24 protein-coding genes are annotated in these 24,276 nt (G+C 65.7%); 22 read left to right on the top strand and 2 right to left on the bottom strand.

Annotation, left to right across the window (positions count from 1 at the left end):
• From folE to E3T29_RS11605, 18 genes are all read left to right on the top strand, one after another.
• The gene (folE, locus tag E3T29_RS11685; RefSeq protein ID WP_134345565.1) at positions 1–570 is read left to right on the top strand and encodes a GTP cyclohydrolase I FolE; all 570 of its coding nucleotides are present in this window, start codon (positions 1–3) and stop codon (positions 568–570) included.
• A complete protein-coding gene (gene folP, locus E3T29_RS11680; RefSeq protein ID WP_134345564.1) occupies positions 567–1,424 on the top strand; it encodes a dihydropteroate synthase in 858 nt (285 codons plus the stop codon). The genes folE and folP overlap by 4 nt, the downstream gene beginning before the upstream one ends.
• Positions 1,417–1,779, top strand: a complete 363-nt coding sequence (folB, locus tag E3T29_RS11675; RefSeq protein ID WP_104087752.1) for a dihydroneopterin aldolase — start codon at positions 1,417–1,419, stop codon at positions 1,777–1,779. Before folP ends, folB begins: the two co-directional genes overlap by 8 nt.
• Entirely contained in the window at positions 1,776–2,309 is a 534-nt protein-coding gene (folK, locus tag E3T29_RS11670) for a 2-amino-4-hydroxy-6-hydroxymethyldihydropteridine diphosphokinase (RefSeq protein ID WP_134345563.1), read from the top strand. Before folB ends, folK begins: the two co-directional genes overlap by 4 nt.
• The gene (locus E3T29_RS11665; protein WP_134345562.1) at positions 2,306–2,788 is read left to right on the top strand and encodes a DUF3180 domain-containing protein; all 483 of its coding nucleotides are present in this window, start codon (positions 2,306–2,308) and stop codon (positions 2,786–2,788) included. The genes folK and E3T29_RS11665 overlap by 4 nt, the downstream gene beginning before the upstream one ends.
• Positions 2,781–3,338 (top strand): PH domain-containing protein, encoded by a 558-nt coding sequence (locus E3T29_RS11660; RefSeq protein ID WP_370449159.1) that lies wholly within the window; start codon positions 2,781–2,783, stop codon positions 3,336–3,338. The genes E3T29_RS11665 and E3T29_RS11660 overlap by 8 nt, the downstream gene beginning before the upstream one ends.
• Complete coding sequence (locus tag E3T29_RS11655) at positions 3,335–5,008, top strand: PH domain-containing protein (protein WP_134345561.1); 1,674 nt, start codon at positions 3,335–3,337, stop codon at positions 5,006–5,008. Before E3T29_RS11660 ends, E3T29_RS11655 begins: the two co-directional genes overlap by 4 nt.
• Complete coding sequence (locus E3T29_RS11650; protein ID WP_134345560.1) at positions 5,005–5,766, top strand: Rossmann-like and DUF2520 domain-containing protein; 762 nt, start codon at positions 5,005–5,007, stop codon at positions 5,764–5,766. Before E3T29_RS11655 ends, E3T29_RS11650 begins: the two co-directional genes overlap by 4 nt.
• Positions 5,763–6,635, top strand: a complete 873-nt coding sequence (panC, locus tag E3T29_RS11645; RefSeq protein ID WP_134345559.1) for a pantoate--beta-alanine ligase — start codon at positions 5,763–5,765, stop codon at positions 6,633–6,635. Before E3T29_RS11650 ends, panC begins: the two co-directional genes overlap by 4 nt.
• 50 nt (positions 6,636–6,685) lie before the next feature.
• Complete coding sequence (gene lysS, locus E3T29_RS11640; protein ID WP_134345558.1) at positions 6,686–8,212, top strand: lysine--tRNA ligase; 1,527 nt, start codon at positions 6,686–6,688, stop codon at positions 8,210–8,212.
• Positions 8,212–8,355, top strand: coding sequence for a hypothetical protein (locus E3T29_RS19680; RefSeq protein WP_166789959.1), 144 nt, complete (start codon positions 8,212–8,214; stop codon positions 8,353–8,355). Before lysS ends, E3T29_RS19680 begins: the two co-directional genes overlap by 1 nt.
• A 26-nt stretch (positions 8,356–8,381) precedes the next feature.
• Positions 8,382–8,561 carry a hypothetical protein gene (locus E3T29_RS11635; protein ID WP_134345557.1) on the top strand — a complete coding sequence of 60 codons (180 nt, stop codon included), beginning with the start codon at positions 8,382–8,384 and terminating at the stop codon, positions 8,559–8,561.
• 6 nt (positions 8,562–8,567) lie between these two features.
• Positions 8,568–10,031, top strand: coding sequence for a cardiolipin synthase (gene cls / locus E3T29_RS11630; RefSeq protein WP_092341783.1), 1,464 nt, complete (start codon positions 8,568–8,570; stop codon positions 10,029–10,031).
• Positions 10,032–10,133: 102 nt separating this feature from the next.
• Positions 10,134–12,659: an ATP-dependent Clp protease ATP-binding subunit gene (locus tag E3T29_RS11625; RefSeq protein WP_134345556.1), complete on the top strand. Its 2,526-nt coding sequence runs from the start codon at positions 10,134–10,136 to the stop codon at positions 12,657–12,659.
• A gap of 111 nt (positions 12,660–12,770) precedes the next feature.
• Positions 12,771–13,286 (top strand): amino-acid N-acetyltransferase, encoded by a 516-nt coding sequence (locus tag E3T29_RS11620; protein WP_092341785.1) that lies wholly within the window; start codon positions 12,771–12,773, stop codon positions 13,284–13,286.
• A 197-nt stretch (positions 13,287–13,483) separates the two neighbouring features.
• Positions 13,484–18,223: an ExeM/NucH family extracellular endonuclease gene (locus tag E3T29_RS11615; protein ID WP_134345555.1), complete on the top strand. Its 4,740-nt coding sequence runs from the start codon at positions 13,484–13,486 to the stop codon at positions 18,221–18,223.
• 123 nt (positions 18,224–18,346) lie between these two features.
• Positions 18,347–18,994 carry a hypothetical protein gene (locus E3T29_RS11610; RefSeq protein ID WP_134345554.1) on the top strand — a complete coding sequence of 216 codons (648 nt, stop codon included), beginning with the start codon at positions 18,347–18,349 and terminating at the stop codon, positions 18,992–18,994.
• Between the two features lie 255 nt (positions 18,995–19,249).
• Positions 19,250–19,657, top strand: coding sequence for a dehydrogenase (locus E3T29_RS11605; protein WP_241987782.1), 408 nt, complete (start codon positions 19,250–19,252; stop codon positions 19,655–19,657).
• Positions 19,658–19,713: 56 nt separating this feature from the next.
• Here E3T29_RS11605 and radA read toward each other — a convergent pair whose 3' ends face one another.
• Positions 19,714–21,075 (bottom strand): DNA repair protein RadA, encoded by a 1,362-nt coding sequence (gene radA, locus E3T29_RS11600; RefSeq protein WP_092341789.1) that lies wholly within the window; start codon positions 21,073–21,075, stop codon positions 19,714–19,716.
• 190 nt (positions 21,076–21,265) lie between these two features.
• On the opposite strand from radA, the gene E3T29_RS11595 reads away from it, so the two are divergent.
• From E3T29_RS11595 to E3T29_RS11580, 4 genes are all read left to right on the top strand, one after another.
• Positions 21,266–21,481, top strand: a complete 216-nt coding sequence (locus E3T29_RS11595; RefSeq protein WP_134345552.1) for a hypothetical protein — start codon at positions 21,266–21,268, stop codon at positions 21,479–21,481.
• A gap of 90 nt (positions 21,482–21,571) precedes the next feature.
• Entirely contained in the window at positions 21,572–22,330 is a 759-nt protein-coding gene (locus E3T29_RS11590) for a hypothetical protein (RefSeq protein ID WP_134345551.1), read from the top strand.
• Positions 22,327–22,650, top strand: coding sequence for a hypothetical protein (locus E3T29_RS11585; RefSeq protein ID WP_134345550.1), 324 nt, complete (start codon positions 22,327–22,329; stop codon positions 22,648–22,650). Before E3T29_RS11590 ends, E3T29_RS11585 begins: the two co-directional genes overlap by 4 nt.
• Positions 22,651–22,679: 29 nt before the next feature.
• The gene (locus E3T29_RS11580; RefSeq protein ID WP_134345549.1) at positions 22,680–23,459 is read left to right on the top strand and encodes a hypothetical protein; all 780 of its coding nucleotides are present in this window, start codon (positions 22,680–22,682) and stop codon (positions 23,457–23,459) included.
• Positions 23,460–23,464: 5 nt separating this feature from the next.
• Here E3T29_RS11580 and E3T29_RS11575 read toward each other — a convergent pair whose 3' ends face one another.
• Positions 23,465–24,235 carry an SGNH/GDSL hydrolase family protein gene (locus tag E3T29_RS11575; protein WP_241987781.1) on the bottom strand — a complete coding sequence of 257 codons (771 nt, stop codon included), beginning with the start codon at positions 24,233–24,235 and terminating at the stop codon, positions 23,465–23,467.
• Positions 24,236–24,276 lie beyond the last annotated feature (41 nt).

The raw sequence follows: 24,276 nt of genomic DNA, 5'->3' as shown, positions 1-24,276 counted from the left end.
GTGGCAGTGGATAGGGCGCGCATCCAGGCGGCCGTCTTGGAGATCCTCGCTGCAATCGGCGAGGATCCGGAGCGAGTGGGCCTGGAAAGCACCCCGCGACGGGTAGCGGATGCCTACGCCGAGTTCTTCGCCGGCCTCGACCAGAACCCGCAGGACCTGCTGGCGGACTTCGTTCCGGTCGGGGAAAGCACGGGCGAACTCGTGCTGCTGCGCGACATCGCCTTTCGTTCGATCTGCGAACACCACTTGCTGCCCTTCCTCGGCATCGCGCACGTGGCCTACCTGCCAGGGGACCGCGTCGTTGGGCTCGGCCGACTACCAGCCGTGGTCGAAACCATCGCAGCCAGGCCCCAGCTGCAGGAGCGGCTCACCGAAGAGATCGCCGATGCGCTGCAGACCGGCCTTGACCCGATCGGCGTTCTCGTCGTGCTCGACGCCGTGCACGGCTGCGTCGGCACCCGCGGCCCGCGGCAGAGCGCGAGCTCGACCGTGACCATGGCCTCCCGCGGCGCCCTGACCGATCCGACGGCTCGCGCCGAGATCATCGCGCTGATTGCGGCCGGCGGATGACGCTCATCATGGGCGTGCTCAACGTCACCCCCGATTCGTTCAGCGATGGCGGCCAGTGGGCGTCAACGGATGCCGCCATCGAGCACGGCCTGCTACTGCACGCCCAGGGCGCTGACCTGATCGACGTGGGCGGCGAGTCAACCCGGCCCGGCGCCACCCGGGTGTCGCCCGAGCAGGAACAGCGCCGGGTCATCCCCGTCGTCGCCGAGCTCGCCCGGCAGGGCCTCAAACTCAGCATCGACACGCTCAACGCCTCGACCGCCCGCGCAGCAGCGCAAGCCGGTGCGAGCGTCATCAACGACGTTTCCGGCGGACTCGCCGACCCCGGCATGGCCGCCGTCGCCGCCGACACCGGCCTCACCTATATCGCCATGCACTGGCGTGCCCACGCTCAGCAGATGGATACCCTCGACGACTACGGCGACGTCGTCACCGACGTTGTCGCGGAACTGAGCGCCCGCGTCGACGCGCTGACCGCCGCCGGAGTGGCCCGGGATCGAATCGTGCTCGACCCGGGCCTCGGATTCTCCAAGAAGACCGAACACAACTGGCAGCTCCTCCATCGGCTCGACGCCTTCGCCGCACTCGACCTCCCGGTCATGGTCGGGGCGTCCCGCAAACGCTTTCTCGCCAGCGTGCTGCCGGTCGGTGCCCCCGTCATCGAGCGAGACCTGGCCACCGCGGTGGTCAGCGTGTTGGCCGCCCAGGCCGGCGCCTGGGCGGTGCGGGTGCACGACGTCGCGGCGACCCGCACGGCCCTGAACGTACTGGCCAGTGTTCGGCGGTCGACGCCCTGCGTCACGGAGGAATTGCCGGGACCCGCGTCGAGTCCGTCACAATGGACCCATGACTGATTCGATCACCCTCACCGGCCTGCGGGTGAACGCCCACCACGGCGTCTACGACTTCGAGAAGGAAAACGGCCAGGACTTCGTCATCGACGTCACCGTCTGGCTCGATCTGGTGCGCGCAGCGGCGAGCGACGACGTGACCCAGACCATCCACTATGGCGAACTCGCCGAGGAGGTCACGGCCGCGGCCGCGCACAACCCGGTCGACCTCATCGAAACCGTCGCCGAGCGCATCGCGGGCGTCGTGCTGGCCCACCCGCCAGCCTTGCGCGTGCAGGTCACGGTGCACAAGCCGCAGGCCCCGATCTCCGTGCCGTTCACCGATGTGGCTGTGCAAATCACCCGGTCGCGGTCATGACCGGGTCAACGGCACGCGTCGTGCTCGCCCTCGGCAGTAATCTGGGCGACCGCGAGGCCACCCTGTCCGAGGCCGTGCGCGATCTGGCCGCCCTGCCCGGGGCCGCGCTCATGGCCGTCTCGCCCGCCTACGAATCGGCCGCGGTGAAACCGGGCGGCGTCGACGAGAGCGCGCCGCGCTACCTCAACGCGGTGCTGACCATCGACTACGCGGGCGACCCACACGGCCTGCTCGACGCCGTCAACGCCATCGAGGCGGAGCACGGCCGGGTACGCGCCGAACGCTGGGGCGACCGCACACTGGACATCGACCTCATCGTGTTCGGCGATCTGAGCGTCGACGACGACCGCCTGACCCTTCCGCATCCGCGTGCAGCGGAACGAGACTTCGTCCTCGCTCCCTGGCTCGACGTCGACTCCGCAGCCGTTATCCCGGGCCGCGGTCTGGTGCGCGACCTCCTGGCCGCGACCGGCAATACGGTGCACCGGGCAGCGGATGACGCAGACCTCGCGCTGGGTGCCGGGCAATGAAGCGCTCCCACGCGACCGGGCTGCTCGCCGTTCTGCTGATCGGCCTCGTGATCGGCTTTCTGCTCGAGATCGCCTTCGCGGCCTCCGGTGCCCCGATCGTCGTTCCGCCGGTCACCCTGCCGCTGACTCTGATCCTGCTGGGTGCGGTGGTCGTCAGCCTGGCCTGGCAGGTGCGCCAAGGCAGCCATCGCAAGGCGCTGCGCCGCATCGACCCGTTCTGGGCGATGCGCGTGGCCGTGCTGTCGAAGGCGACCTCGCTGTCTTCGTCGCTGCTGCTCGGTGCCGCCCTCGGCGTCGTGCTGTACATTCTCACCCGATCGGTCGTTCCGGCGGTCACGTCCTTGTGGCTCGCGATCGGTACGGCCATCGGGGCGGCCCTCATGCTCACGGCCGGCCTGGTGGCCGAACACTTCTGCACCCTGCCGCCCGACAATGACAGGAACGGCGACACCGACGAGTCTGGAGGTACCCGTGCCTGATCCTGACCTGACCGACGTGAACCTGCCGGCAGTGCTGCCTCCGACGGCTGACCTGCCCGAGCCGTCGAAACGCCTCGAACTGGCCGACGTGGGGGAGTGGAAGCGCGTCTCCCCGAAGTACGTGCTGGTCGAGATCGTCGGCACCATCGTGAACGCCGTCGTCGTCTGCGGCGGAGCGAGCCTGCTCTGGCTGCTGCTCGATGCGACCTGGGCAATGTGGGTTGGCATCGTGGTGCTCGTCCTGTCGATCATCAACCTCATCTTCGAACCCCGGCGCGTGCGCTCCATCGGCTACCTGCTGCGCGACGATGACCTGCTCTTTCGCCGCGGCATCCTCTTTCAACGCTTCGTCGCGGTGCCCTACGGGCGTATGCAGCTCATTGACATCACCCGCGGCCCGGTCGCCCGCTGGCTGGGCCTGGCCGATCTCAAGTTCGTGACCGCCGCGGCGACCGCCGGGGTATCTATTCCCGGCCTGGCCGAGGCCGACGCTGAAAGCCTGCGCGACCGGCTGGTGGAACTCGCGGAGAGCCGCCGGGCGGGGCTGTGACCGAGCCCGCCGCTGCGGTTCCGGCGCCCCTCGCAGCACCGCGCACCGACCTCACCGACGGTGAATGGCACCGCCTGCACCCGGCGACCCCGCTGCTGCGCGGCGGAATCTTCATGGTGGCCATCATCGGCTTCATCGTGGCCAACCTGCGCGAACGCCTCATCGATCTGTTCATCGGCGAAGAGAATTACGGTAGCGATCCGATCGACGAGATCTACCAGCGCGGGGCCACCGGCTGGGCGTTGCTCATCATCGCCGGCATTCTGCTGGTCATCCTCGTAGCCTTTTATTTGTCTTGGCGCATGCACACCTTTCGTGTTAACGGCGAAGTCGTCGAAGTGCGCAGCGGCCTCGTTTTTCGCAGTCACCGCAAGGCCCGCCTCGACCGGGTGCAGGGCGTCAACCTCGCCCGGCCGTTGATTCCCCGCCTGTTCGGTGCCGCCCGACTCGAAATCACCGTCGCCGGGCAAGATGGCAACGTGCAGCTCGCGTACCTCGGCTCGAAACTAGCGGATGACCTGCGCCGCGACATCCTGCACCTCGCCTCGGGCCTGCGCCAGGCCAGGCAGCCCGGCACGGCACCCGACGCACCCGGCGCCCTCGCGGCCGCCGCACAGCCCCTGCCCGGCGACAGCGCCGCGCCACCGCTGATCGGCCCGCCCATCGCCCACTCCGCCCTCGGCGACTTCGCAACCGCGCGCTTCAACGAGTTTCGGGCGCCGGAACTGGACCCGGATGCCGCCCCACCGGAGTCGATCGTGCGCATTCCGCCGGGGCGGCTGATCGGGTCGGTCGTGCTGAGCGGCTTCACCGTCTTTCTCCTGCTGGCCGGTGTCGGCCTCATCATCAGCGTGATCGCCGGCAGCAGCGGCTGGGTGCTCGTAGCCGTGCTGCCCGGCCTCATCGGCAGCGCTGGATACTACTTCTCCCGCATCACCAAGACGTTGCGATTCAGCATCGCGGGCACCACCGACGGAGTGCGCGTCGGCTACGGGCTGCTCTCGACCAGCAGCCAGACCCTGCCGCCCGGGCGCATCCACGCCATCAAGGTGTCACAGCCCATTCTCTGGCGCCGTTTCGGATGGTGGCAGATCAGCATCAACACCGCCGGGCAGACGTCCGGCCGCAGCAGTGGCGCGGTGACGAGCACCACCCTGCTGCCGGTCGGCACCCTCGCCGACGTCGAAAAAGTACTGCAACTGGCGCTTCCCGGGTTCGACACCGACGCCCACCGTGCCTTGGTCGAAAACGGCATGCTCGGCGGCCGCAAACGTGACGCCGGCCTCGCCGATTTTTACAGCAACGCCCCAGCGCGGGCCGTCTGGCTGCGCCCGTTCTCGTGGTGGCGCACCGGCTGGGCCGTCTCTGGCCCGGTGGCCCTGATACGTCGCGGCGTGCTGTCGCGCGACCTCATTCTGGTGCCCCTCGCACGCATGCAGGGAGTGCGCATCAGCCAGGGCGCCGTTCGGCGCCGACTGCGCCTCGCTTCGGCCGACCTGCACACGGTCGCCGGACCGGTCAGTGCCTCGCTCAGCGTCATCGACGTTGACGAAGCCCTCGTCTTGTTCGAGTGGATGTCGACGGGCGCGGTGCGATCGGCCCTCGCCGATACCAGTCACCACTGGAGTCGGACTGCGACTCCAGGGCCAGCCACGGAGGCCGCCGAATGAACGCCAAACCGGGACGCCTCGGCGTCGGAATCATCGGCGCCGGCCACGTCGGCCCCATTCTCGGAGCCGCCCTCGCTGGCGCCGGCCACGCCATCGTCGGCATCTCCGCGATCTCGCAGGCCAGTCGAGACCGCGCCGAAGCCATTCTGCCGCTCGTGCCGATTCTGCCCGTGCCCGAGGTCGTCGAACGCAGCGAACTGGTCATCATCGCCGTGCCCGACGCCCAGCTGGAAAGCCTCGTGCAGGGCCTCGCCGCGACCAACACCTGGCAGCCCGGCCAACTCGTGCTCCACACCTCCGCCCGCTACGGCACCGCGGTGCTCGCGCCCGCGCAGGCCGCCGGCGCGATTCCGCTCGCCATCCACCCAGCCATGGCCTTCACCGGAACGAGTCTCGACCTGGCCCGCCTCGCCGACAGCTACTTCGCCGTGACCGCGCCAGGTCCGGTGCTGCCGATCGGGCAGGCGCTCGTCGTGGAGATGGGCGGCGAACCGCTCATCGTCGCCGAGGCGGACCGCACCAGCTACGCCGAAGCCATCCAGATTGCCACCGTGTTCTCCACCTCGATCGTCGAGCAGGCCACCCGGCTGCTCGACGGAATCGGCCTCGAGCATCCGGGGGCTATTCTTGGTCCGCTGCTGCGCTCTGCGATGGAAAACGCCCTCGGGCGCACGAGCCCCGAACGACTGGACCTGGCCGGGTTCGACCAGATCGAGCAGCGACAGCATCCGTTTGATGACGACCGGGAGGTCGAATGAGTACCATCGAAGTTCTCAGCACCATTGCCGAACTGCACGACCGTCTGGGGCAGGCCCGCGACCGCGCGGCGCTGACCGGCGGAGACACGCGCACCGTGCTGGTGCCGACCATGGGGGCGCTGCACGCCGGACACCTCGCGCTGGTGCGGCGGGCACGCGCGCTCGCCGACATCGTGGTGGTATCGATCTTCGTGAACCCGCTGCAGTTCGGCGCTGGCGAAGACCTCGACAGCTACCCGCGCACCCTCGACGCCGACCTCGCTGCTCTGGCGGCCGAGAACGTCTCGTTTGTGTTCGCGCCGAGCGCCCGCGAGATGTATCCGGGCGGTGCCAGCGACACCCGGGTGACCACCGGCCCGGTCGGCTCGCTCTACGAGGGTGCCGCGCGCCCCGGTCACTTCGACGGCATGCTCACCGTCGTGGCAAAACTACTGAACATCGTCACACCGGATGCCGCGGTGTTCGGCCAAAAAGACGGCCAGCAGGCGTTTTTGGTGCAGCGGATGGTTGCCGATCTCAACGTGCGCACGGTCATCGAGGTCGTCGAGACCGTACGCGAACCGAGTGGTCTGGCCCTGTCGAGCCGCAACCGCTATCTCGACGACGCCGGGCACACGGCGGCGCAGGCCCTGTTCGCCGGGCTCAGCGCGGCGGTGGAGGCGGCGCCGGCCGGCCCGACTGCTGCCCTCGCGGCTGCGAATGCGCGCATTGGCTCCCAGTCGCTGGTTAAACTGGACTATCTCGTGATCGTGCACCCACTGACGCTGTTGACGGTGCCGGGCGACTATCGAGGGCCGGCCCGGATGCTCGTGGCCGCGCGGGTGGGCGCGACCCGGCTGATCGACAACGTGTCGCTCACCCTGGGGTGAGGGGCAGCATCCGCTTTATTGTGAACAGACAGCACCAACGAAAGAAGTATATGAGCCAGAATCCCACGCCCGCCGCGACCGACGACGAGGGCTTCTCCGACGCGGAGATGAACGAGCAGAAGGCCGTGCGCCTCGGCAAACGCGACCGCCTGAACGCGTCCGCCGCGAGCCCGGCCGGCGGCGCGTACCCGGTTTCGGTTCCGGTCACCCACACAATTCCGGCCGTGCGCGCCGAATTCGGCGACCTCGAAGCGGATGCCGTCACCGGCGTCACCGTGGGACTGGCCGGCCGCATCGTGCACCTGCGCAACACCGGCAAGCTATGCTTCGCGAGCCTGCAGTCGGGTGACGGCACCCGGATCCAGGCCATGGTCTCCCTCGCCGCCGTCGGCGACGAGTCCCTCGCTGCCTGGAAGGAGCTGGTCGACCTCGGCGACCACCTGTTCGTTACCGGAGAGGTCATCTCGAGCCGCCGCGGCGAGCTGTCGATCATGGTGACCGACTGGCGGGTCGCTTCGAAGGCGCTGCTGCCGCTGCCCAACCTGCACAGTGAGCTCAGCGAAGAGACCCGGGTGCGCAGTCGCTACCTCGACCTGATCAGCCGCGAGCAGGCCCGTACCAACGTGCTCTCGCGCTCCAAAGCTGTTGCAAGCCTGCGTCGCACCTTCACCGACCGAGGCTTCATCGAGATCGAAACCCCGATGCTGCAGACGATGCATGGCGGGGCATCCGCTCGCCCGTTCCAGACCCACAGCAACGCCTTCGACACCGAGCTGTTCCTGCGTATCGCACCCGAGCTGTTCCTGAAGCGGGCTGTTGTTGGCGGCATCGACCGCGTCTACGAGATCAACCGCAACTTTCGCAACGAGGGCGCGGACTCGACCCACTCACCCGAGTTCGCGATGCTCGAGGCCTATGAGGCCTACGGCGATTACAACTCCATCGCCGACCTCACCCAGAAGCTTATTCAGGATGCCGCGTTTGCTATTGCCGGATCATGCGTGGTGACCTGGGCCGACGGTACCCTGTTCGACCTCGGCGGCGACTGGGACCGCATCGGCATGTACGACAGCCTGTCGGTGGCCGCAGGAATCACTATCACGCCAGCGACACCGCTCGCCGACCTCGTTGCGCTCGCCGCGCGCGAGGGCATCGAGATCGACCACCCCATCCACGGCAAGTACGTCGAGGAACTGTGGGAGCACTTCGTCAAGGGTTCACTCGTGCGCCCCACCTTCGTTATGGACTTTCCGATCGACACCAGCCCCCTTGTGCGTGGACATCGTTCGGTGGCCGGCGTCGTCGAGAAGTGGGACCTCTACGTGCGCGGCTTCGAACTGGCCACCGGCTACTCCGAGCTCGTCGACCCGGTCGTGCAGCGCGAACGCTTCATCGAACAGGCCAGCCTCGCCGCCGGCGGTGACCCGGAGGCTATGCGCCTTGACGAAGAATTTCTGCGCGCCCTCGAATACGGCATGCCGCCGACCGGTGGCATGGGCATGGGCATCGACCGTATGCTGATGGCCCTGACCGGGCTCGGCATTCGCGAAACAATTCTCTTTCCACTGGTGAAGTAATGAACTATCTGCCCGACGACGAGTTGAAGCCGGACAAGGGTGGGCGCAAGCTGTCGATGAACCGCATCGCGCTCTGGGTTATCGTCGGCGGTGTCGGGGTGTATTACCTGGGCGCCGGCATGTTCGGCCTGCTCAGCAAGTAGGGCGCCTTTGCGCGTAGTCTGGGGTTGTGATTGAGAACTTCTGGGGTAACGCGCTCTTTTCGGTCGTACCCACCATTGCGCTCGGCCTGGTCTTCTGGATGCTGATGCGCGCGATCCTGCGCGCCGACCGTACCGAACGCAAGGTGTACGCCCAAATCGAAGCCGAAGAACGCGCCAGGCTCGGTCTCGACAAACCGACCACCTAAGTACCAATGTTCGGCATCGACGGCCTGACCATCACCGTTCTGCTGGCCCTGATCGCCGACTTCTCCGTTCGCGTGGTGGCCATCATCGTGGTCCCGCGCAATCGCCGCCCGATGTCGGGCATGGCCTGGCTGCTGACCATCTTCTTCATTCCGTACCTCGGTGTGCTGCTGTTTCTGATGATCGGCTACCGCACCCTGCCGAAGAAGCGCCGCCTGATGCAGGATGAAATCAACAAGTTCATCCTCGACAGCACCGAGGGTATGGAACTGGTGAGCCGCGAGCATCCGTGGCCGAGCTGGCTCGAATCGGTCGTCGAACTCAACCGCAACCTCGGGGCGATGCCGCTCGTCGGCGACAACACGGCCAGCCTGATCAACGAATACCAGGTGGCCTTCGACACCATGATCGCCGACATCAACCTGGCCAAGAAATATGTGCACGTCGAGTTTTATATCCTCTCGCTCGATCACACCACCGCGCCCTTCTTCGACGCCCTCGAAAACGCGCACAAACGCGGCGTCAGCGTGCGGGTGCTCCTGGACCACATTCAGTCGATGCGTAAGCCCGGCTTTCGCCAGACCAAGAAACGGCTGACGGATGCCGGTATTCCGTGGCAGTTGATGCTGCCGGTGCAGCCGTTCAAGGGCAAATGGCAGCGGCCCGACCTGCGCAACCATCGCAAGCTGCTCATCGTCGACGGCCTGGTCGGATTCATGGGGTCGCAGAACATCATCGACCGCACCTACAACATGCGCAAAAACATTCGTCGCGGATTGATGTGGAAAGACTTCATGACGCGGCTGGAGGGCCCGATCGTGTCGGGACTCAACGCCATCTTCATCACCGACTGGTACAGCGAAACCAATGAACTGCTCACCCGCGACATCGAGCCGGTGCATCCGAGACCGGTAACGGATGCTCTCGACTGCCAGGTCGTGCCGAGCGGCCCCGGGTTCAAGGGCGAAAACAATCTGCGCCTGTTCCTCGCGCTGCTCTATTACGCGCAGGATCGCATCATCATCACGAGCCCGTATTTCGTGCCAGACGAATCCATCATGTATGCCATCACGACCGCCGTGCAGCGGGGGCTGCACGTGGAACTGTTCGTGTCGGAGATCGGCGACCAGGCCGTGGTGTATCACGCCCAGCGCTCCTACTACGAGGAGCTATTGACCGCTGGCGTGCACATCTACATGTACAAGGCGCCGTATATTCTGCACGCGAAGCACTTCACGATCGATGACGAGGTGGCGGTCGTCGGCTCCAGCAACATGGACCAGCGCTCGTTCAGCCTCAACATGGAGGTGTCGCTCATGGTGCGCGGCCGGTCGTTCGTGCGCAACCTGCGCGCCATGGAAGACGAGAACCGGCGCAACAGCCGCGAGCTCACTCTCGAGGAATGGCTCAAGCAGCCGCTGCGCTCCACCATCCTCGACAACCTCGCCCGCCTCACGTCCGCGGTGCAATAGGCAGCCCATAACGCCTACGGCGAACAAACGCCCGCGAGGCGCGCAGGCTGGTTATTCTCGATGTAACGGCACCAACTGCCCTGGCGCCAAGGGAGCGATCATATGTTTGAGAGATTTACCGACCGAGCTCGTCGCGTCGTCGTTTTGGCCCAGGAAGAGGCCAAGATGCTCAACCACAACTACATCGGTACCGAGCACATTTTGCTCGGGCTGATTCACGAGGGTGAAGGCGTCGCCGCGAAGGCCCTCGAGAGCCTCGGCATCTCGCTGGATGCCGTGCGCGAGCAGGTTCAGGACATCATCGGCCAGGGGCAGCAGCAGCCCACCGGCCACATCCCCTTCACGCCCCGTGCGAAGAAGGTTCTCGAGCTGAGCCTGCGCGAAGCGCTGCAGCTCGGCCACAACTACATCGGAACCGAGCACATTCTGCTCGGCCTCATTCGCGAGGGCGAGGGCGTCGCCGCCCAGGTTCTCGTGAAGCTCGGTGCCGACCTCAATCGAGTGCGCCAGCAGGTCATCCAGCTCCTCTCCGGTTACCAGGGCAAGGAGCAGGTGGCGGTCGGTGCCAACGAGCAGGCGGCCAACACGGCCGGCAGCCAGGTGCTCGACCAGTTCGGTCGCAACCTCACCCAGATGGCCCGCGATAACAAACTCGACCCGGTCATCGGGCGCGAGAAAGAGATCGAGCGGGTCATGCAGATCCTCTCGCGTCGCACCAAGAACAACCCTGTGCTGATCGGTGAGCCCGGCGTTGGCAAGACCGCGGTCGTCGAGGGCCTCGCCCAGGCCATCGTCAAGGGTGATGTGCCCGAGACCCTGAAGGACAAGCAGCTCTACTCGCTCGACCTCGGTTCGCTCATCGCCGGCAGCCGTTACCGCGGTGACTTCGAAGAGCGCCTGAAGAAGGTCACCAAGGAGATCCGCACCCGCGGCGACATCATCGTCTTCATTGACGAGATCCACACCCTGGTGGGTGCGGGGGCCGCCGAGGGCGCCATCGACGCAGCATCCATTTTGAAGCCGTTGCTCGCTCGCGGTGAGCTGCAGACCATCGGTGCGACCACCCTCGACGAGTACCGCAAGCACTTCGAGAAGGATGCCGCCCTCGAGCGCCGCTTCCAGCCGATCCAGGTGAACGAGCCGTCGCTGGCGCACACCATCAACATCCTCAAGGGACTGCGTGACCGCTACGAAGCGCACCACAAGGTGTCAATCACCGACGGTGCCCTCGTGGCCGCGGCGAACCTCGCCGACCGCTACGTCTCCGACCGGTTCCTGCCCGACAAGGCCATCGACCTGATCGATGAGGCCGGCGCCCGACTGCGCCTGTCGATCCTGTCGTCGCCGCCGGAGCTGCGCGAATTCGACGAGAAGATCGCCGTGGTGCGCGCCGCCAAGGAGCTCGCCATCGAAGAGCAGGACTTCGAGAAGGCCGCCGGCCTGCGCGACGAGGAGAAGAACCTCCTCGGCGAGCGTCTGCGCCTCGAGAAGAAGTGGAAGTCCGGCGACGTCAAGACCACCGCGGTCGTCGACGAAGGCCTGATCGCCGAAGTGCTCGCTCAGGCCACCGGCATCCCGGTGTTCAAGCTCACCGAAGAAGAGTCCTCGCGGCTCGTCTTCATGGAGAAGGCACTGCACCAGCGCGTCATCGGTCAGGAAGAGGCCATCTCGGCCCTCGCCAAGACCATCCGTCGTACCCGTGCCGGCCTGAAGGACCCGAAGCGTCCCTCCGGTTCCTTCATCTTCGCCGGCCCCACCGGCGTCGGCAAGACCGAGCTGGCCAAGGCGCTCGCCGAGTTCCTGTTCGACGACGAGGCCGCCATGATCTCGCTCGACATGAGTGAGTACGGCGAGAAGCACACCGTGTCGCGTCTGTTCGGTGCGCCTCCCGGATTCGTCGGCTTCGAAGAGGGCGGCCAGCTTACCGAGAAGGTGCGGCGCAAGCCGTTCTCCGTGGTGCTGTTCGACGAGATCGAGAAGGCCCACCCCGACATCTTCAACTCCCTGCTCCAGATTCTGGAAGAGGGCCGGTTGACGGATGGTCAGGGTCGCGTCGTCGACTTCAAGAACACCGTCATCATCATGACCACCAACCTTGGTACCAAGGACATCTCGGGCGGACCGGTCGGCTTCCAGCTGGAAGGCGACAGCACGACCGGGTACGAGCGCATGGCCGGCAAGGTGAAAGACGAGCTGAAGAAGCACTTCAAGCCCGAGTTCCTCAACCGCGTGGACGAGATCATCGTGTTCCCGCAGCTGACCAAGCCCGAGCTGCTGCAGATCGTCGACCTGTTCATCAAGCGCCTCGGCGTGCGTCTGCTCGACCGGGACATGACCGTCGAGGTCACCGTTCCGGCGAAGGAACACCTGATCGAGGTCGGTTTCGACCCGACGCTCGGTGCTCGCCCGCTGCGTCGCGCGATTCAGCGCGAGGTGGAGGACCGCCTGTCGGAGAAAATTCTGCAGGGCGAGCTCAACGCTGGCGATCACGTGCACGTCGACTACGTCAACGGCGAGTACATCTTCACCACGACGACCCGGGTTGACCCGGTCGGCGTCGGAGTGAACACGGCCGCCGCAGTGGGGACCGGTCCGGCCACTCCCGACCTGGCCATCACGAGCGACTAGTTCTACCTGCTCGCGAGAGCGCAAAAAGTGCCCCAATGGACGTCCATTAGGGCACTTTTTGCGCTCTCGCGGGAGAAACGGGGGTGGTGGGGCGGTCAATAGACTAGGGGAGTGAAATTGGAAACGAGATACACGGTGCGCCGTGCTCGCACCAGCGACGTGCCCGGCATCGAAGCGCTTGTCGAACCGCTCGTGCAGCAGCGCATTCTGCTCGGCAAGGACCGAGTCGTGTTCTATGAGGCCGTGCAGGAATTTCGCGTGGCCGTTGACTCGTCCGGCACACTGATCGGCTGCGGCGCACTGCACGTCATGTGGGAGGACCTCGGCGAAGTGCGCACTCTCGCCGTCGACGCCGAGTGGCTCGGAGCCGGGGTCGGCTACACCATGATGCAGCGCCTCGAAGCGGATGCCCGCGACCTCGGCCTCAGCCGCCTGTTCTGCCTCACCTTCGAGGTGGGTTTCTTTACCCGCAACGGGTTCAGTGACATGGGCACCGAGACCGTCGATCCGGCCGTCTATGCCGAGCTCGTGCGCTCGCCCGATGAGGGCGTCGCGGAGTTTCTCGACCTGGCCCGGGTGAAGCCGAACACGCTCGGCAACACCCGCATGGTGAAGCGCCTGAACTAGCGAATGTCGGCGCGATCGGCCCGATCACGGCTTAAAGCGCTGCTCATAGGAGCAAAATACGCGGAGTTTACCCCCCGGACACGGGCCGTCGCTAGGCTGCGAACTATTGCACCTGCCAACCGTGGGCCGGGGGAACTTCCGATAAGCACGACCCCGGGCGCAATGACACACGCATCATTCTATGAATGAGGAGATCCATGTCATCCGCCGATCATCGCCGTACCAGGCTGGTTTTCGCCACACTACTTGGGGTGAGCCTCACGGCCGCTCCGCTCATCGCTATGCCGGCCAGCGCCAACACCGCCGGCACCGGAGTCGTCATCAACGAGGCGTACCTGAACGGCGGCAGCTCGGGCGCGACCTACCTGAATAAGTTCGTCGAGCTCTACAACCCCAGCGACGCCGACGTGTCGCTCGACGGCACCTCCATTCAGTACCGCTCGGCCAGCGGCACGTCGAACCCCACCGGGGTCGTCGCCCTGACCGGCACTATTGCTGCCGGCGGCTATTACCTTGTGCAGGGCAGCTCGAATGCGGCAAACGGCGCAACCCTGCCCACAGCGGATGCCGCCTTCGGCACCTCCTTTGCCGCCGGCTCTGGCACGATCTTCTTCGCCAACCAGTCGACGGCACTGACGGCTCCGGCCACCGGCTCACTGACCGGCCAGACCGAGATCCTCGACCTGATCGGCTACGGCAGCTCGAACACTTTTGAAGGAACGGCCGCCACCGCGGCATCCGTCACCACATCGGTGAACCGCACCGGATCTGTCGATACGGACGTCAATGCCGCCGACTTCACCGCGTCGGCCCCGACGCCCACGAACGCCGCCGGCGACACTGGCACACCGGTCGAACCCGAGCCGGACCCCGACCCGACCCCGGCGCCCGACGAACTGACCGCGATCGACGCGATCCAGGGAACGACCGACACGAGCCCGCTCGCCGGAACCGTCGTCAAGACCTCGGGTGTCGTCACGGCCGCCTACCCGACCGGCGGCTTCGACGGGTTCTACCTGCAAACCGCAGCGACCGGCGGCGAGCTGGACTTCGCCAGCCACACTGCCTCGCACGGCGTGTTCGCCTACTCCAGCACGGCGACCGCCGACGTGAAGATCGGTGACCACGTTCAGGTCGTCGGCACCGTCGTGGAATTCTTTGGCATGACCGAGGTCACCTTCGGCACCGTCGACGACGTCACTCAGCTCTCCACCACAGACGTGGTCGCCCCGACCCCGGTCACTGTGGCGCTGCCGACCGGCGCAGAACAGCGCGAAACCCTCGAGGGTATGCTGCTTGCCCCGCAGGGCGACTTCACCGTCACCAACAACTACACGACCAACCAATACGCCGAAATTGGCCTCGCCGCTGGAACGACCCCACTAGTGAACCCGAGCGTCACGGCCCTGCCCGGCTCCGCCGAGTATCAGTCGGCCCTCGCCGAGAATGCCGGCCGAGCAGTCACCCTCGACGACGGCGCCACGACGAACTACCTGGCCGCAGCGAACCAGGGCAGCCCGGTTCCGTACCTGTCGACCAGTGCACCGGTGCGCATCGGCGCCGCGGTCTCCTTCCTCTCGCCGGTCATCTTCGACTTTCGCAACGACGCTTGGAAGTTCCAGCCGGTGACAGCCCTCGTATCGTCCAATGCAGCTACCGTACAGCCGGTGACCTTCGCCGACACCCGCACGAGCGCGCCGGAGAACGTGGGCGGCGACATCCGCTTGGCGAGTTTCAACGTGCTGAACTACTTCTCGACCACGGGGGACTCGCTCGACGGTTGCCGGTTCTACAACGACCGGGCCGGCGTTCCGACCACGGTGAGCAGCGGATGCGACGCCCGCGGCGCCGCCACCCAGCTCAGTTTCGAACGCCAGCAGGCCAAGATCGTCTCGGCGATCAATGCCCTCGATGCCGACGTGGTCTCGCTCGAGGAGATCGAGAACTCGGCCGCGTTCGGCAAGGACCGCGACGACGCCCTCGCCAACCTGACCGCAGCGCTCAACGCGGCGTCCGGCAGTGACGTCTGGGCGTTCGTGGCCTCGCCGGCCGCGCTTCCGGCCAGCGAGGACGTGATTCGCACCGCCTTCATCTACAAGCCCGCCGCTGTTGAAACGGTGGGGGAGTCGGTCATCCTCACCGAATCCGTCGCCTTCAACGGCCGCGCACGTGAACCACTCGCCCAGGCATTCCAGCTGGTCGGGGACGACGAGTCGAGCTTTCTCGCCATCGTGAACCACTTCAAGTCGAAGGGATCAGGCACCGGTGACGACGCCGATCAGGGTGACGGTCAGGGAGCATCCAACCCGACCCGCATCGAGCAGGCCAACGCGCTCGTAGCCTTCGCTGACCAGGTCAAGGCCGATTCCGGCATCGATCGGGTCTTTCTCACCGGCGATTTCAACGCCTACGACCTCGAAGACCCGATTCGGGTGCTGCTTGACGCCGGTTACATCAACCAGGGCGATAAGAGCGGCGAGTATACGTACGCCTACGGCGGCACTGTCGGCTCACTCGACCACGTCTTCGCCTCGCCCGAAGCGGCTGTCACGGTCAACGCCGTCGACGTCTGGAACATCAACTCGGTGGAATCGGTCGCGCTGGAGTACAGCAGGTACAACAACAACGTCACCGACTTCTACGTCGCCGACGCGTTCCGCTCGTCGGATCACGACCCGGTCGTGCTCGGACTAAACCTCGCCACGCCCACCGCTGTTGAGCTCAACCTGCTCAACGTCAATGATTTCCACGGACGCATCGACGCCAATACCGTCAAGTTCGCCGGAACCATTGAGCAGCTCCGGGCGGAATATGGCGACGCCAACTCGCTGTTCCTCTCGGACGGCGACAACATCGGCGCCTCGCTGTTCGCCTCAGCCTCGCAGAACGACCAGCCCACGATCGATGTGCTGAACGCACTCAACCTCGTGGCCTCTGGTGTGGGAAACCACGAGTTCGACCAGGGGTTTAGCGACCTCAGCGGTCGAGTGGCCGACACGGCGAACTTCGACTACCTCGGTGCCAACGTCTACAACGCGGGCACTGAAACTCCAGCCATGCGGGAGTACACCATCATCGACGTGGCCGGCGTGCAGGTCGGCGTTATCGGTGCCGTGACGGAAGAGACCCCGGCGCTTGTCTCGCCCAACGGCATCGCCAGCCTCAGCTTTGGTGACCCGGTCGCCGCGGTCAACCGCGTGGCCGCCCAGCTCACCGACGGCGACCCGTCGAACGGTGAAGCGGATGTTCTCATCGCCGAGTACCACGAGGGTGCCGGCGCGGGGATTCCCGATGGTGCCACGCTCGAGCAGGAGCTCACCGAAGGCGGCGCCTTCGCCGCAATCGTGAATGACACCTCGGCAGAGGTCGACGCGATCTTCACCGGGCACACGCACAAGCAGTACGCGTGGGACGCACAGGTTCCCGGGGCAGCTGACGGCGTGACGCGCCCGGTGCTGCAGACTGGCAGTTACGGAGAGAACATCGGCCAGGTCGTGCTCAGCTACGACATCGCCACCGGGGACACGACCACGGTCAAGAACCGGAACGTGGCCCGCTCCACCGCACCCGACGCCGACCTCGTGGCCGCGTACCCGCGCGCTGCCGAGGTTCAGACGATCACGAACGCCGCGCTGGCCGAGGCCGCGGTCCAGGGCAACGTGCCCGTCGGTTCGGTCACCGCTGACATCACTCGGGCCTGCACGGGCGGAGTTGCGCCGTGCGCCGAAGACCGCATGGCTCCCTCTACCATGGGCACGCTCGTGGCAAACTCGCTGCGCGCCTCCCTGGCCGACTCCACCATCGGCGGCGCCGAGATTGGCATCGTTAACCCCGGGGGGATGCGTGCTGACCTGTCTCTTGATCCCGACGGTGTCGTGACCTACGCCGAGGCAAATGCAGTACTGCCGTTCTTGAACAACCTCTGGACCACGAGCCTCACGGGCGCGCAGTTCAAAACCGTTCTCGAGCAGCAGTGGCAGACCAACGCCGACGGCACGATTCCGAGTCGTCCGTTCCTGCAGCTCGGCCTGAGCGACAACGTTAACTACACGTTCGACGCCGACCGTGGCGCTGGCGACCGCGTGACAGGCGTCTGGATCGATGGCACCCCGATCGACCCTGCGCAGTCATATCGCATCGGTTCGTTCAACTTTCTGCTCACCGGCGGCGACAACTTCCGCGAGTTCCTGAACGGCACCGATACCCGGGACTCCGGTCTCGTCGACCGGGACGCCTGGATCTCCTACATCCAGACGAACAGCCCGCTGTCGCCGTCGTTCAAGGCAAACCAGGCCTCGATCACCGGTGCCCCCACGGCGGCAGTCGACCCGGGTGACTCGGTCACTTTCACGGTCGGCCGCCTCAACCTCACCTCGCTTGGCGCTCCGAAGAACACGCAGCTCGCGCTGCGCTGGTCGGGCACCGACGTGGGGACGGCATCCGTTGATTCGACGGGTACGGCCACCGTCAGCGTCACGGTGCCGGCGGATGCGGTAGAGAACAGCATGCTCGAGATGACCGCAGCGGAGTCGGGCACGATCGTGCGGCTCGCCGTGGCGGTTTCCGTGAGCGCCGAACCCGGCGATGCGCCTATCGCGGCTGGTGAGAAGGAGCTCACCAAGAAGCTCAAGAACGTGATCGACACTGACAAGAAGGCCTATCGGGCTGGTGACACGGTAGTTATTGAGGTTGGTGTCAAACACGCGGGTGAGTACGTGTCGGTGTGGGCCTACTCCAAGAAGAAAGCCGACGACCTGGGCGGCTGGCTGCTCGTGAGTGCCGAGGGTACCGTGAGCGTCACGCTCGCAGACAACCTCAAGAACGGCAAATACACAGTGTCCGCACAGAACGCGGACGGTGAGGTGATCGGCTGGACCGATGTGAAGGTCGACAAGGCCAAGAAAGCACCGAAGCCGCCCAAATACGGGCACCACTAAACAGCGGGCACCGGAGTGCCCGTTCGCAGTCTTTCGATTGCGAGCGGGTCTTTCCGGCAGCAATTACCGCCGACACGCACACCATTACCGAGTTCTGCCGCTGAACTTCAATAACCTTGGGGCATGTCGACGATCAAGCAACCGGTCGGCCGCCAGTCCAGCAAGGTGTACCGGCGCCGGCGTTTCGTAGTGGGGCTCGGCCTGCTCGCCGTGCTCGTCATTCTGTTTCTCATCATCGTGCAACCGGGCGTGAGCAAGGGCGACGGGGACTCCCCGAAAACGCCCGCGGCCGACACGACCGAGTCGGCGACGCCGACGGATGCCGTCACCACCATCCCCGAGGTAGCGACCACCGTCGACGGCGCGGCCTGCGACCCGTCGGCCGTGCAGGTTGCGGCCGTCACGGACGCGACCAACTATGCCGTTGGAGTCCTGCCGCAGCTGTCGCTGAGCCTGACCAACATCGGAACCACCGACTGTGTGATCAACGCCGGCAACGCCAAGCAGGTGTTCACCGTGATGAGCGGGCAGGACGTCTACTGGACCTCCACCGACTGCCAGACCAACCCGATCGACGCCCAGGTCACCCTCAAGCCCGGTGTGGTCATGCCGCTGGCAACACCGATCACCTGGGATCGCACCCGCTCGGCCGTCGATACCTGTCAAGCCGAAGCCCGCACCGCGGTTCCGGCCGGCGGAGCCTCGTATTACCTGCACGTGACCGTGGACGGCATCGAGGCGGCCGACCCGGCCTTGATGATCCTGAACTAGGGCCTGTCGGTCGACCGGCTGGCACTCGGCTCGGTGGCTAATTCAGGAGATCCGGTCGCGGGAGCGATCAGGACCGCCGTACCTGTGGGACGGCTGCTTCGGCACCCGGATGATTTTTTGATTTAGCCCGCGCGCACGGTTTAGCTCCCGTACACGGGGTCCGGTTTGCGCGCCGCGGGGGCGAGCGGGCATCCGTTCGCTCGTGGCGTGCGCTGCCAGCTGGGCGTCTGGAGCTTCGCCTGATTGAATGAATGGGTGACCGATACGACTGCCAACACCCGTTCCGAGGCGCTCGCCGCCGCACTGGCAGCGCAGGACGTCGTCGCCGTCGCCTATGCGTTGCGCAACGACTACATGATCGTGCCGCGACTCGTGGTCAACGGCGAGGCGGCCCAGGTGCGCGTGTTCGGCCGCGAAGGCTCAGACAAGCGGATGCTGCTGCTCTTCTCCGCCGCGGAGAACTACCTGCGAGTGGTTCCCGACGACGTGGACCCGCAGGTCATGGTGTGCGACGGCCAGTGGTTGCGGGAGTTTCTCACCGTGCACGCCGCGACGCTGGAGATGGTCTTCTTCGACATTGCCGGACCCAACGTGATGCAGGCCGCCCCGGCCGACCTGCTGAACGCCCTGAGCCCTGAGCTCGGCCACAGCGACGCCGACTAACCGAATCGCGCACCGGGTGCGCCCGACGGAACAATCGAGCCCGGGGGCGGCCGGGGCTAGAACGCCCGATCGAGTTCAGCGTCGCGCGGTTTGCGGGTGGTGCCGAGTGCCAGGGCGACCGCCGCGTGGATCGACCCGCAGGCGGCGTCGATCTGGGTGGTGAACCCGAGGCGAACGGCCTCGTTCACTCGCTGCTTCGACATGAGTGCTCCGCGTACCTCGCCGGCCAGGCTGATCTCGCCGAAGGCGACCACATTGTGCGCCACGGCCAGCCCGGTGAACGCGGACGCGATAGCCAGCGCGATGGCCAGGTCGGCGGCCGGCTCACTCAGACGGATGCCACCGACCGTCGACACGTATACATCTTTGGTGGAGAGGTTCATTCCCGCGCGCTCCTGCAAAACCGCGAGCAGCATAGCCACGCGGGCGGAGTCCACGCCGCTCGTGACCCGGCGGGGATTCGGTGCCTGGGTGTCGGTGACGAGCGCCTGCACCTCGACCGGCATCGCCCGACGGCCTTCCAACGCGACGGTCACACACGTGCCGTCGACCGGTTCGGTGGCCCGGCTCAGGAACAGCCCGCTCGGGTCGGGCACTTCGGCGATGCCGTCGCCGGTCATCTCGAAGCAGCCGACCTCGTCGGTAGGCCCGAACCGGTTCTTCAGAGCGCGAATGAACCGCAGCGAGGTCTGCCGGTCGCCCTCGAACTGACACACCACGTCGACCAGGTGCTCGAGCACCCGCGGACCGGCGATTGAGCCGTCTTTGGTGACGTGACCGACGAGCAGCACCGGCAGGCCGCGATCCTTGGCGACCCGAATCAGAGTGGATGCCACCTCCCGCACCTGGCTGGGCATACCCGGCGACCCGTCGGAGAGCGCACTCGACACGGTCTGCACGGAGTCAATGATGATGAGGTCGGGCTTGACAGCATCGATCTGCCCGAGGATGACTCCGAGATCGGTTTCGGCGGCGATATAGAGTTCGGGTTCGAGTGCGTTGGTGCGTTCGGCGCGCAGCCGAACCTGGCTCACCGACTCTTCGGCGCTGACGTAGAGCACGCGGCTCTTCGCTGCGGCCGCCTTAGACGCGACCTCGAGCAGCAGCGTGGACTTGCCGACGCCAGGCTCCCCACTGAGCAGAATCACCGAGCCGGGCACGATGCCGCCGCCGAGCACACGGTCGAATTCATTAATGCCGGTCGGCCAGTGAGCGGCGGCATCCGTTTCGACGTGGGTGATCGGGCGGGCGATGCCATCGCCGACGAGCGTGATGGCCTTGAGCTTGCGGGTGATGCCGGCTGTCTGGCCGGCATCGACGACGGTGCCCCACTGCTGGCATTCGCCGCAGCGGCCCGCCCATTTCAGGGTCGTCCAGCCGCACTCGGAGCAGCGGAAAGAAGAGACGGATTTTGCCATGTCTCGAGCCTAGCCGGGGCCACCGACAGTCGGCTCTGCGGCGGCAATCGGCTGCCTGAACCGGCCGTTGCGGTCGCAGAACGTCAGACCCGGTCGTATCCTGAACAGAACGAACCAGCAGTGGGGAGAAAGAGGAACAATGGCCGACCTATGTGTCAGCGCACAGTCTTTGAGGGGACTGAGTGACGAATTGACCATTGTCGCGCAGGAATTCAACAATGCGAACACGCGAAGTGACACGATTGCGGCGGCCGTTGGGCATTCCGGGCTGGCCGACGCTGTGACGGATTTTGCTCACGGATGGGACGACCGTCGCTCCGAGATGGTCGACTCGATTGCTTTTCTCGCAGAAGGCGCGGCTGGCTGCGCGGACAGTGCAGACGGTCCGCCACGGTTTACCGTATGAAGGAAATCTCGGCGGTGCGCCGGAGTATCGCATCCCGTGGGATGCCCAGGGCAAAATTACGGTGCTGAACGACCTGCCGTTCGTTGTTCCATGAGCGTATGGCGACGCACGGTTGCGCAGCTGACGTACTCGTACGACGTGGGTGTGTGGGGGGAGCCGGGCCATTTTGTCGCGCGCGGGCTGCAGGCATCCGCTCGTATCGGTGGCTGGAATCGTGGGGTCTTTCTGCGCAACGCCAGCGTGGATTCCAGCCTCCCCTCGACGTACTTGTTTGCCCAGGCTCGTGCTCGCGCCGTGGCCGATCGTTCCGACCCGGAGAGCTGGATGGTTTCAGCGGTCGTTTACGCCGTTGACGGTTCGGAGACGCCGGCGAACGCTCGTGCCGAAATCATGAGGCGGGGATCGGCGACCGCGCTCGCCGAGGTGGAATTCGTCGCCGACGCAGCCCGTGCCGGCAAGCTGCAAGCGGATGCCGACCAGTTCTACAATGGACGTCGCGCCGAGACGCCGTGGATCACTGATGCGGCCTATGCGGGCGATTTTGCGGCGGCGCAGTGGGCGCAGGACCTGAGCGGGTCATTCGGCGTCTTTCCCATTAATCTTCTCAAACGGGAGTACCCCCCGTTCCTTCACATGTTCGCGGCGCTCAAGCCTCCGCCGGGGTGGCCAAGTGCCAGTCTCGTGCTCGCCAATCCGACGCCGATCAAAGACCGGTTCGAGTTGTTTTCCGTTGGCGCCCGCGAGAACGAAGTCGACGTGACCGAGGACGCGCTGCTTGGCCGACGCGAGGCGCTGTGCACGGTGCGGATAGGGTCAAAGGACGAGATTGATGCGGAGAAATTGTCATGACGGATGAGCTGCCGGACGGCATCGTCGTTGCTGCCACGACCGAGGTCGGGTCGGCGCATTTGGCCGTCGCGCTTGAGAATCAGGATGTCGAGGCTATCGGCCGAGCGCTGCGCCTCGACTTTGTCGTCGTGCCGTTGCTGCGAAGTAAAGTCGGGGTGCTCGAGACCCGGGTGTTCGCCGCCGCTGACTCCCCCGCGGGCGCTCCACGTTTCAACCTCTGTCTGTTCTCCTCCACTGAGACATTCGCAGAATTCATCAGCGACATTTCCGACCGCGAGTTCGCCCTTTGCAGCGCGGTGCAGCACTCGTACCGTTTCTGATCCAGCATGCCGATTTTCTCAATGCGGTCGTGTTTGATCCCGCTGGCCCGCACACGATGTCGGCCTCCGTTGCCGACGTGATCGCCGCATTGGAGCCGCAACCCGGCGATGATGAGGCGGCCTGGGTAGCCGGCGATACGCACCCGTCTGAATTTCGAAGCGATGGAGACCCGACCCTGTCGCTGGTCACCGGCTTTGACTTGCCGCTTTCCGGAGACTGGTTTTCGATCGCTCTCGACGATGCCGCCGCACGAGATGCGAGTGTCAAGCAACTCGTCAATCGTCAACTGAAGGGGCTGCCGGCGGCGCCGGTGTTGCGACGAGAACTCGCCCGCTGGCTCACCGAAACCTGCATTCGTGCGGCTGCCGGCGGAGCCGAATTCATGGCCTACCTGTTGCAGCGCAACCGCACCGGGGCACTCGCGCTGAATGTTGTGTTGTACTGGCAGCAACTCGGGCCGGCCCAGGGAGGCCGCACCCATCTCGACAGTATGGCCAAGCGGCTGAGCGAACGGCTGGCACCCGAGGCAAAACTTCTCAGCGCGGTCACCCCGGCGGGCCCACTCGTGAGGCACAGCAGGGTCGCGAGCGCGTCGGCCGACGTGGGCACGCCAGACCTCCCGCTTCTCATCGTTGACTACTGGATTGAGTTTCCCGACCATCGCGGCTTGTGCCTGATCACTTTTTCCAGCCCGCACGTTGACCTGGCTGACACCCTGCTCACCTTGATGGACAATATTGTGTTGTCGGGGGCATGGGAGCTGGAGACTCCCATGGGGGACGCCGATTCGGTCGCTGCGCAGCAGTGAGCGAGTTAGGTTACTGCCGCTCCCTGATGCGCTGACACCCGCGCGGCATCCGCGCTCATCGCTGGCAGGAACGCCTCGGCCCAGGAACGGTAGCCGCGGTCGTTGGGGTGAAACAAGTCTTTGGCGACGTGGGTCAGGATGCTGCGGAACCCGGCCCGTTTGGTGGTCGAGTGCAGCGGGACCACGGTCAGTTCGTGTTCGTCGGCGACGCGTCGAATGATCTCGTTGGCCTCTGCCACCTTGACCTCGTTGTGGGGAAGGTGAAAGCACGGCAGGTCGGCGACGAGGGTGTGCGACGGCAGCGCGGCGAAAATGGTGCGAATGCCCGCTTCGAAGGTTGTGGGGTTCCACTGGGCGATATCGTTGGCACCGATCGCGACCGTCACCAGGTCGGGCTCAAGCTTTTCGAAGCGGGGAAGCTGGTCGCGCACGGCCAAAGCCACCGTGGCACCCGACACGCTGAGGTTCACAACACGCACGGTTTGGCCGGTGACGCGCCGCACGTGATCGGCGAGCACGCCGACGTAGCTCCTGTTCGGGCTGGAGGCACCGATGCCCTGGGCTGCACTGTCGCCCATCGCGACGTAGAGCAGCTCACCCGGTTGCTTGGCATTGTTGCGCCACCAGGCGGAATGCACCGGCAGGGTTTCGTTCAGAATGGCCTTCTGCTGTTCGAGGTCGCGACGAAACCAGGTCGTGGCAAGCACAATGCCGGTCGCGACAACGGCGATACCGGTAGCGATTAACGGGCGGATGCTCGGGGTTGATTCGCGCACCCACTGAGGCTACTCCGCGGCATCCGTGTGTCTGCTGCATG

Origin of the sequence: Cryobacterium sp. TMT1-66-1 (assembly GCF_004403435.1) — a bacterium.
GTDB lineage: Bacteria > Actinomycetota > Actinomycetes > Actinomycetales > Microbacteriaceae > Cryobacterium > Cryobacterium flavum.
The sequence above is the reverse complement of the archived record's forward strand: the minus strand, read 5'-3'. Positions and strand labels throughout refer to the sequence as shown.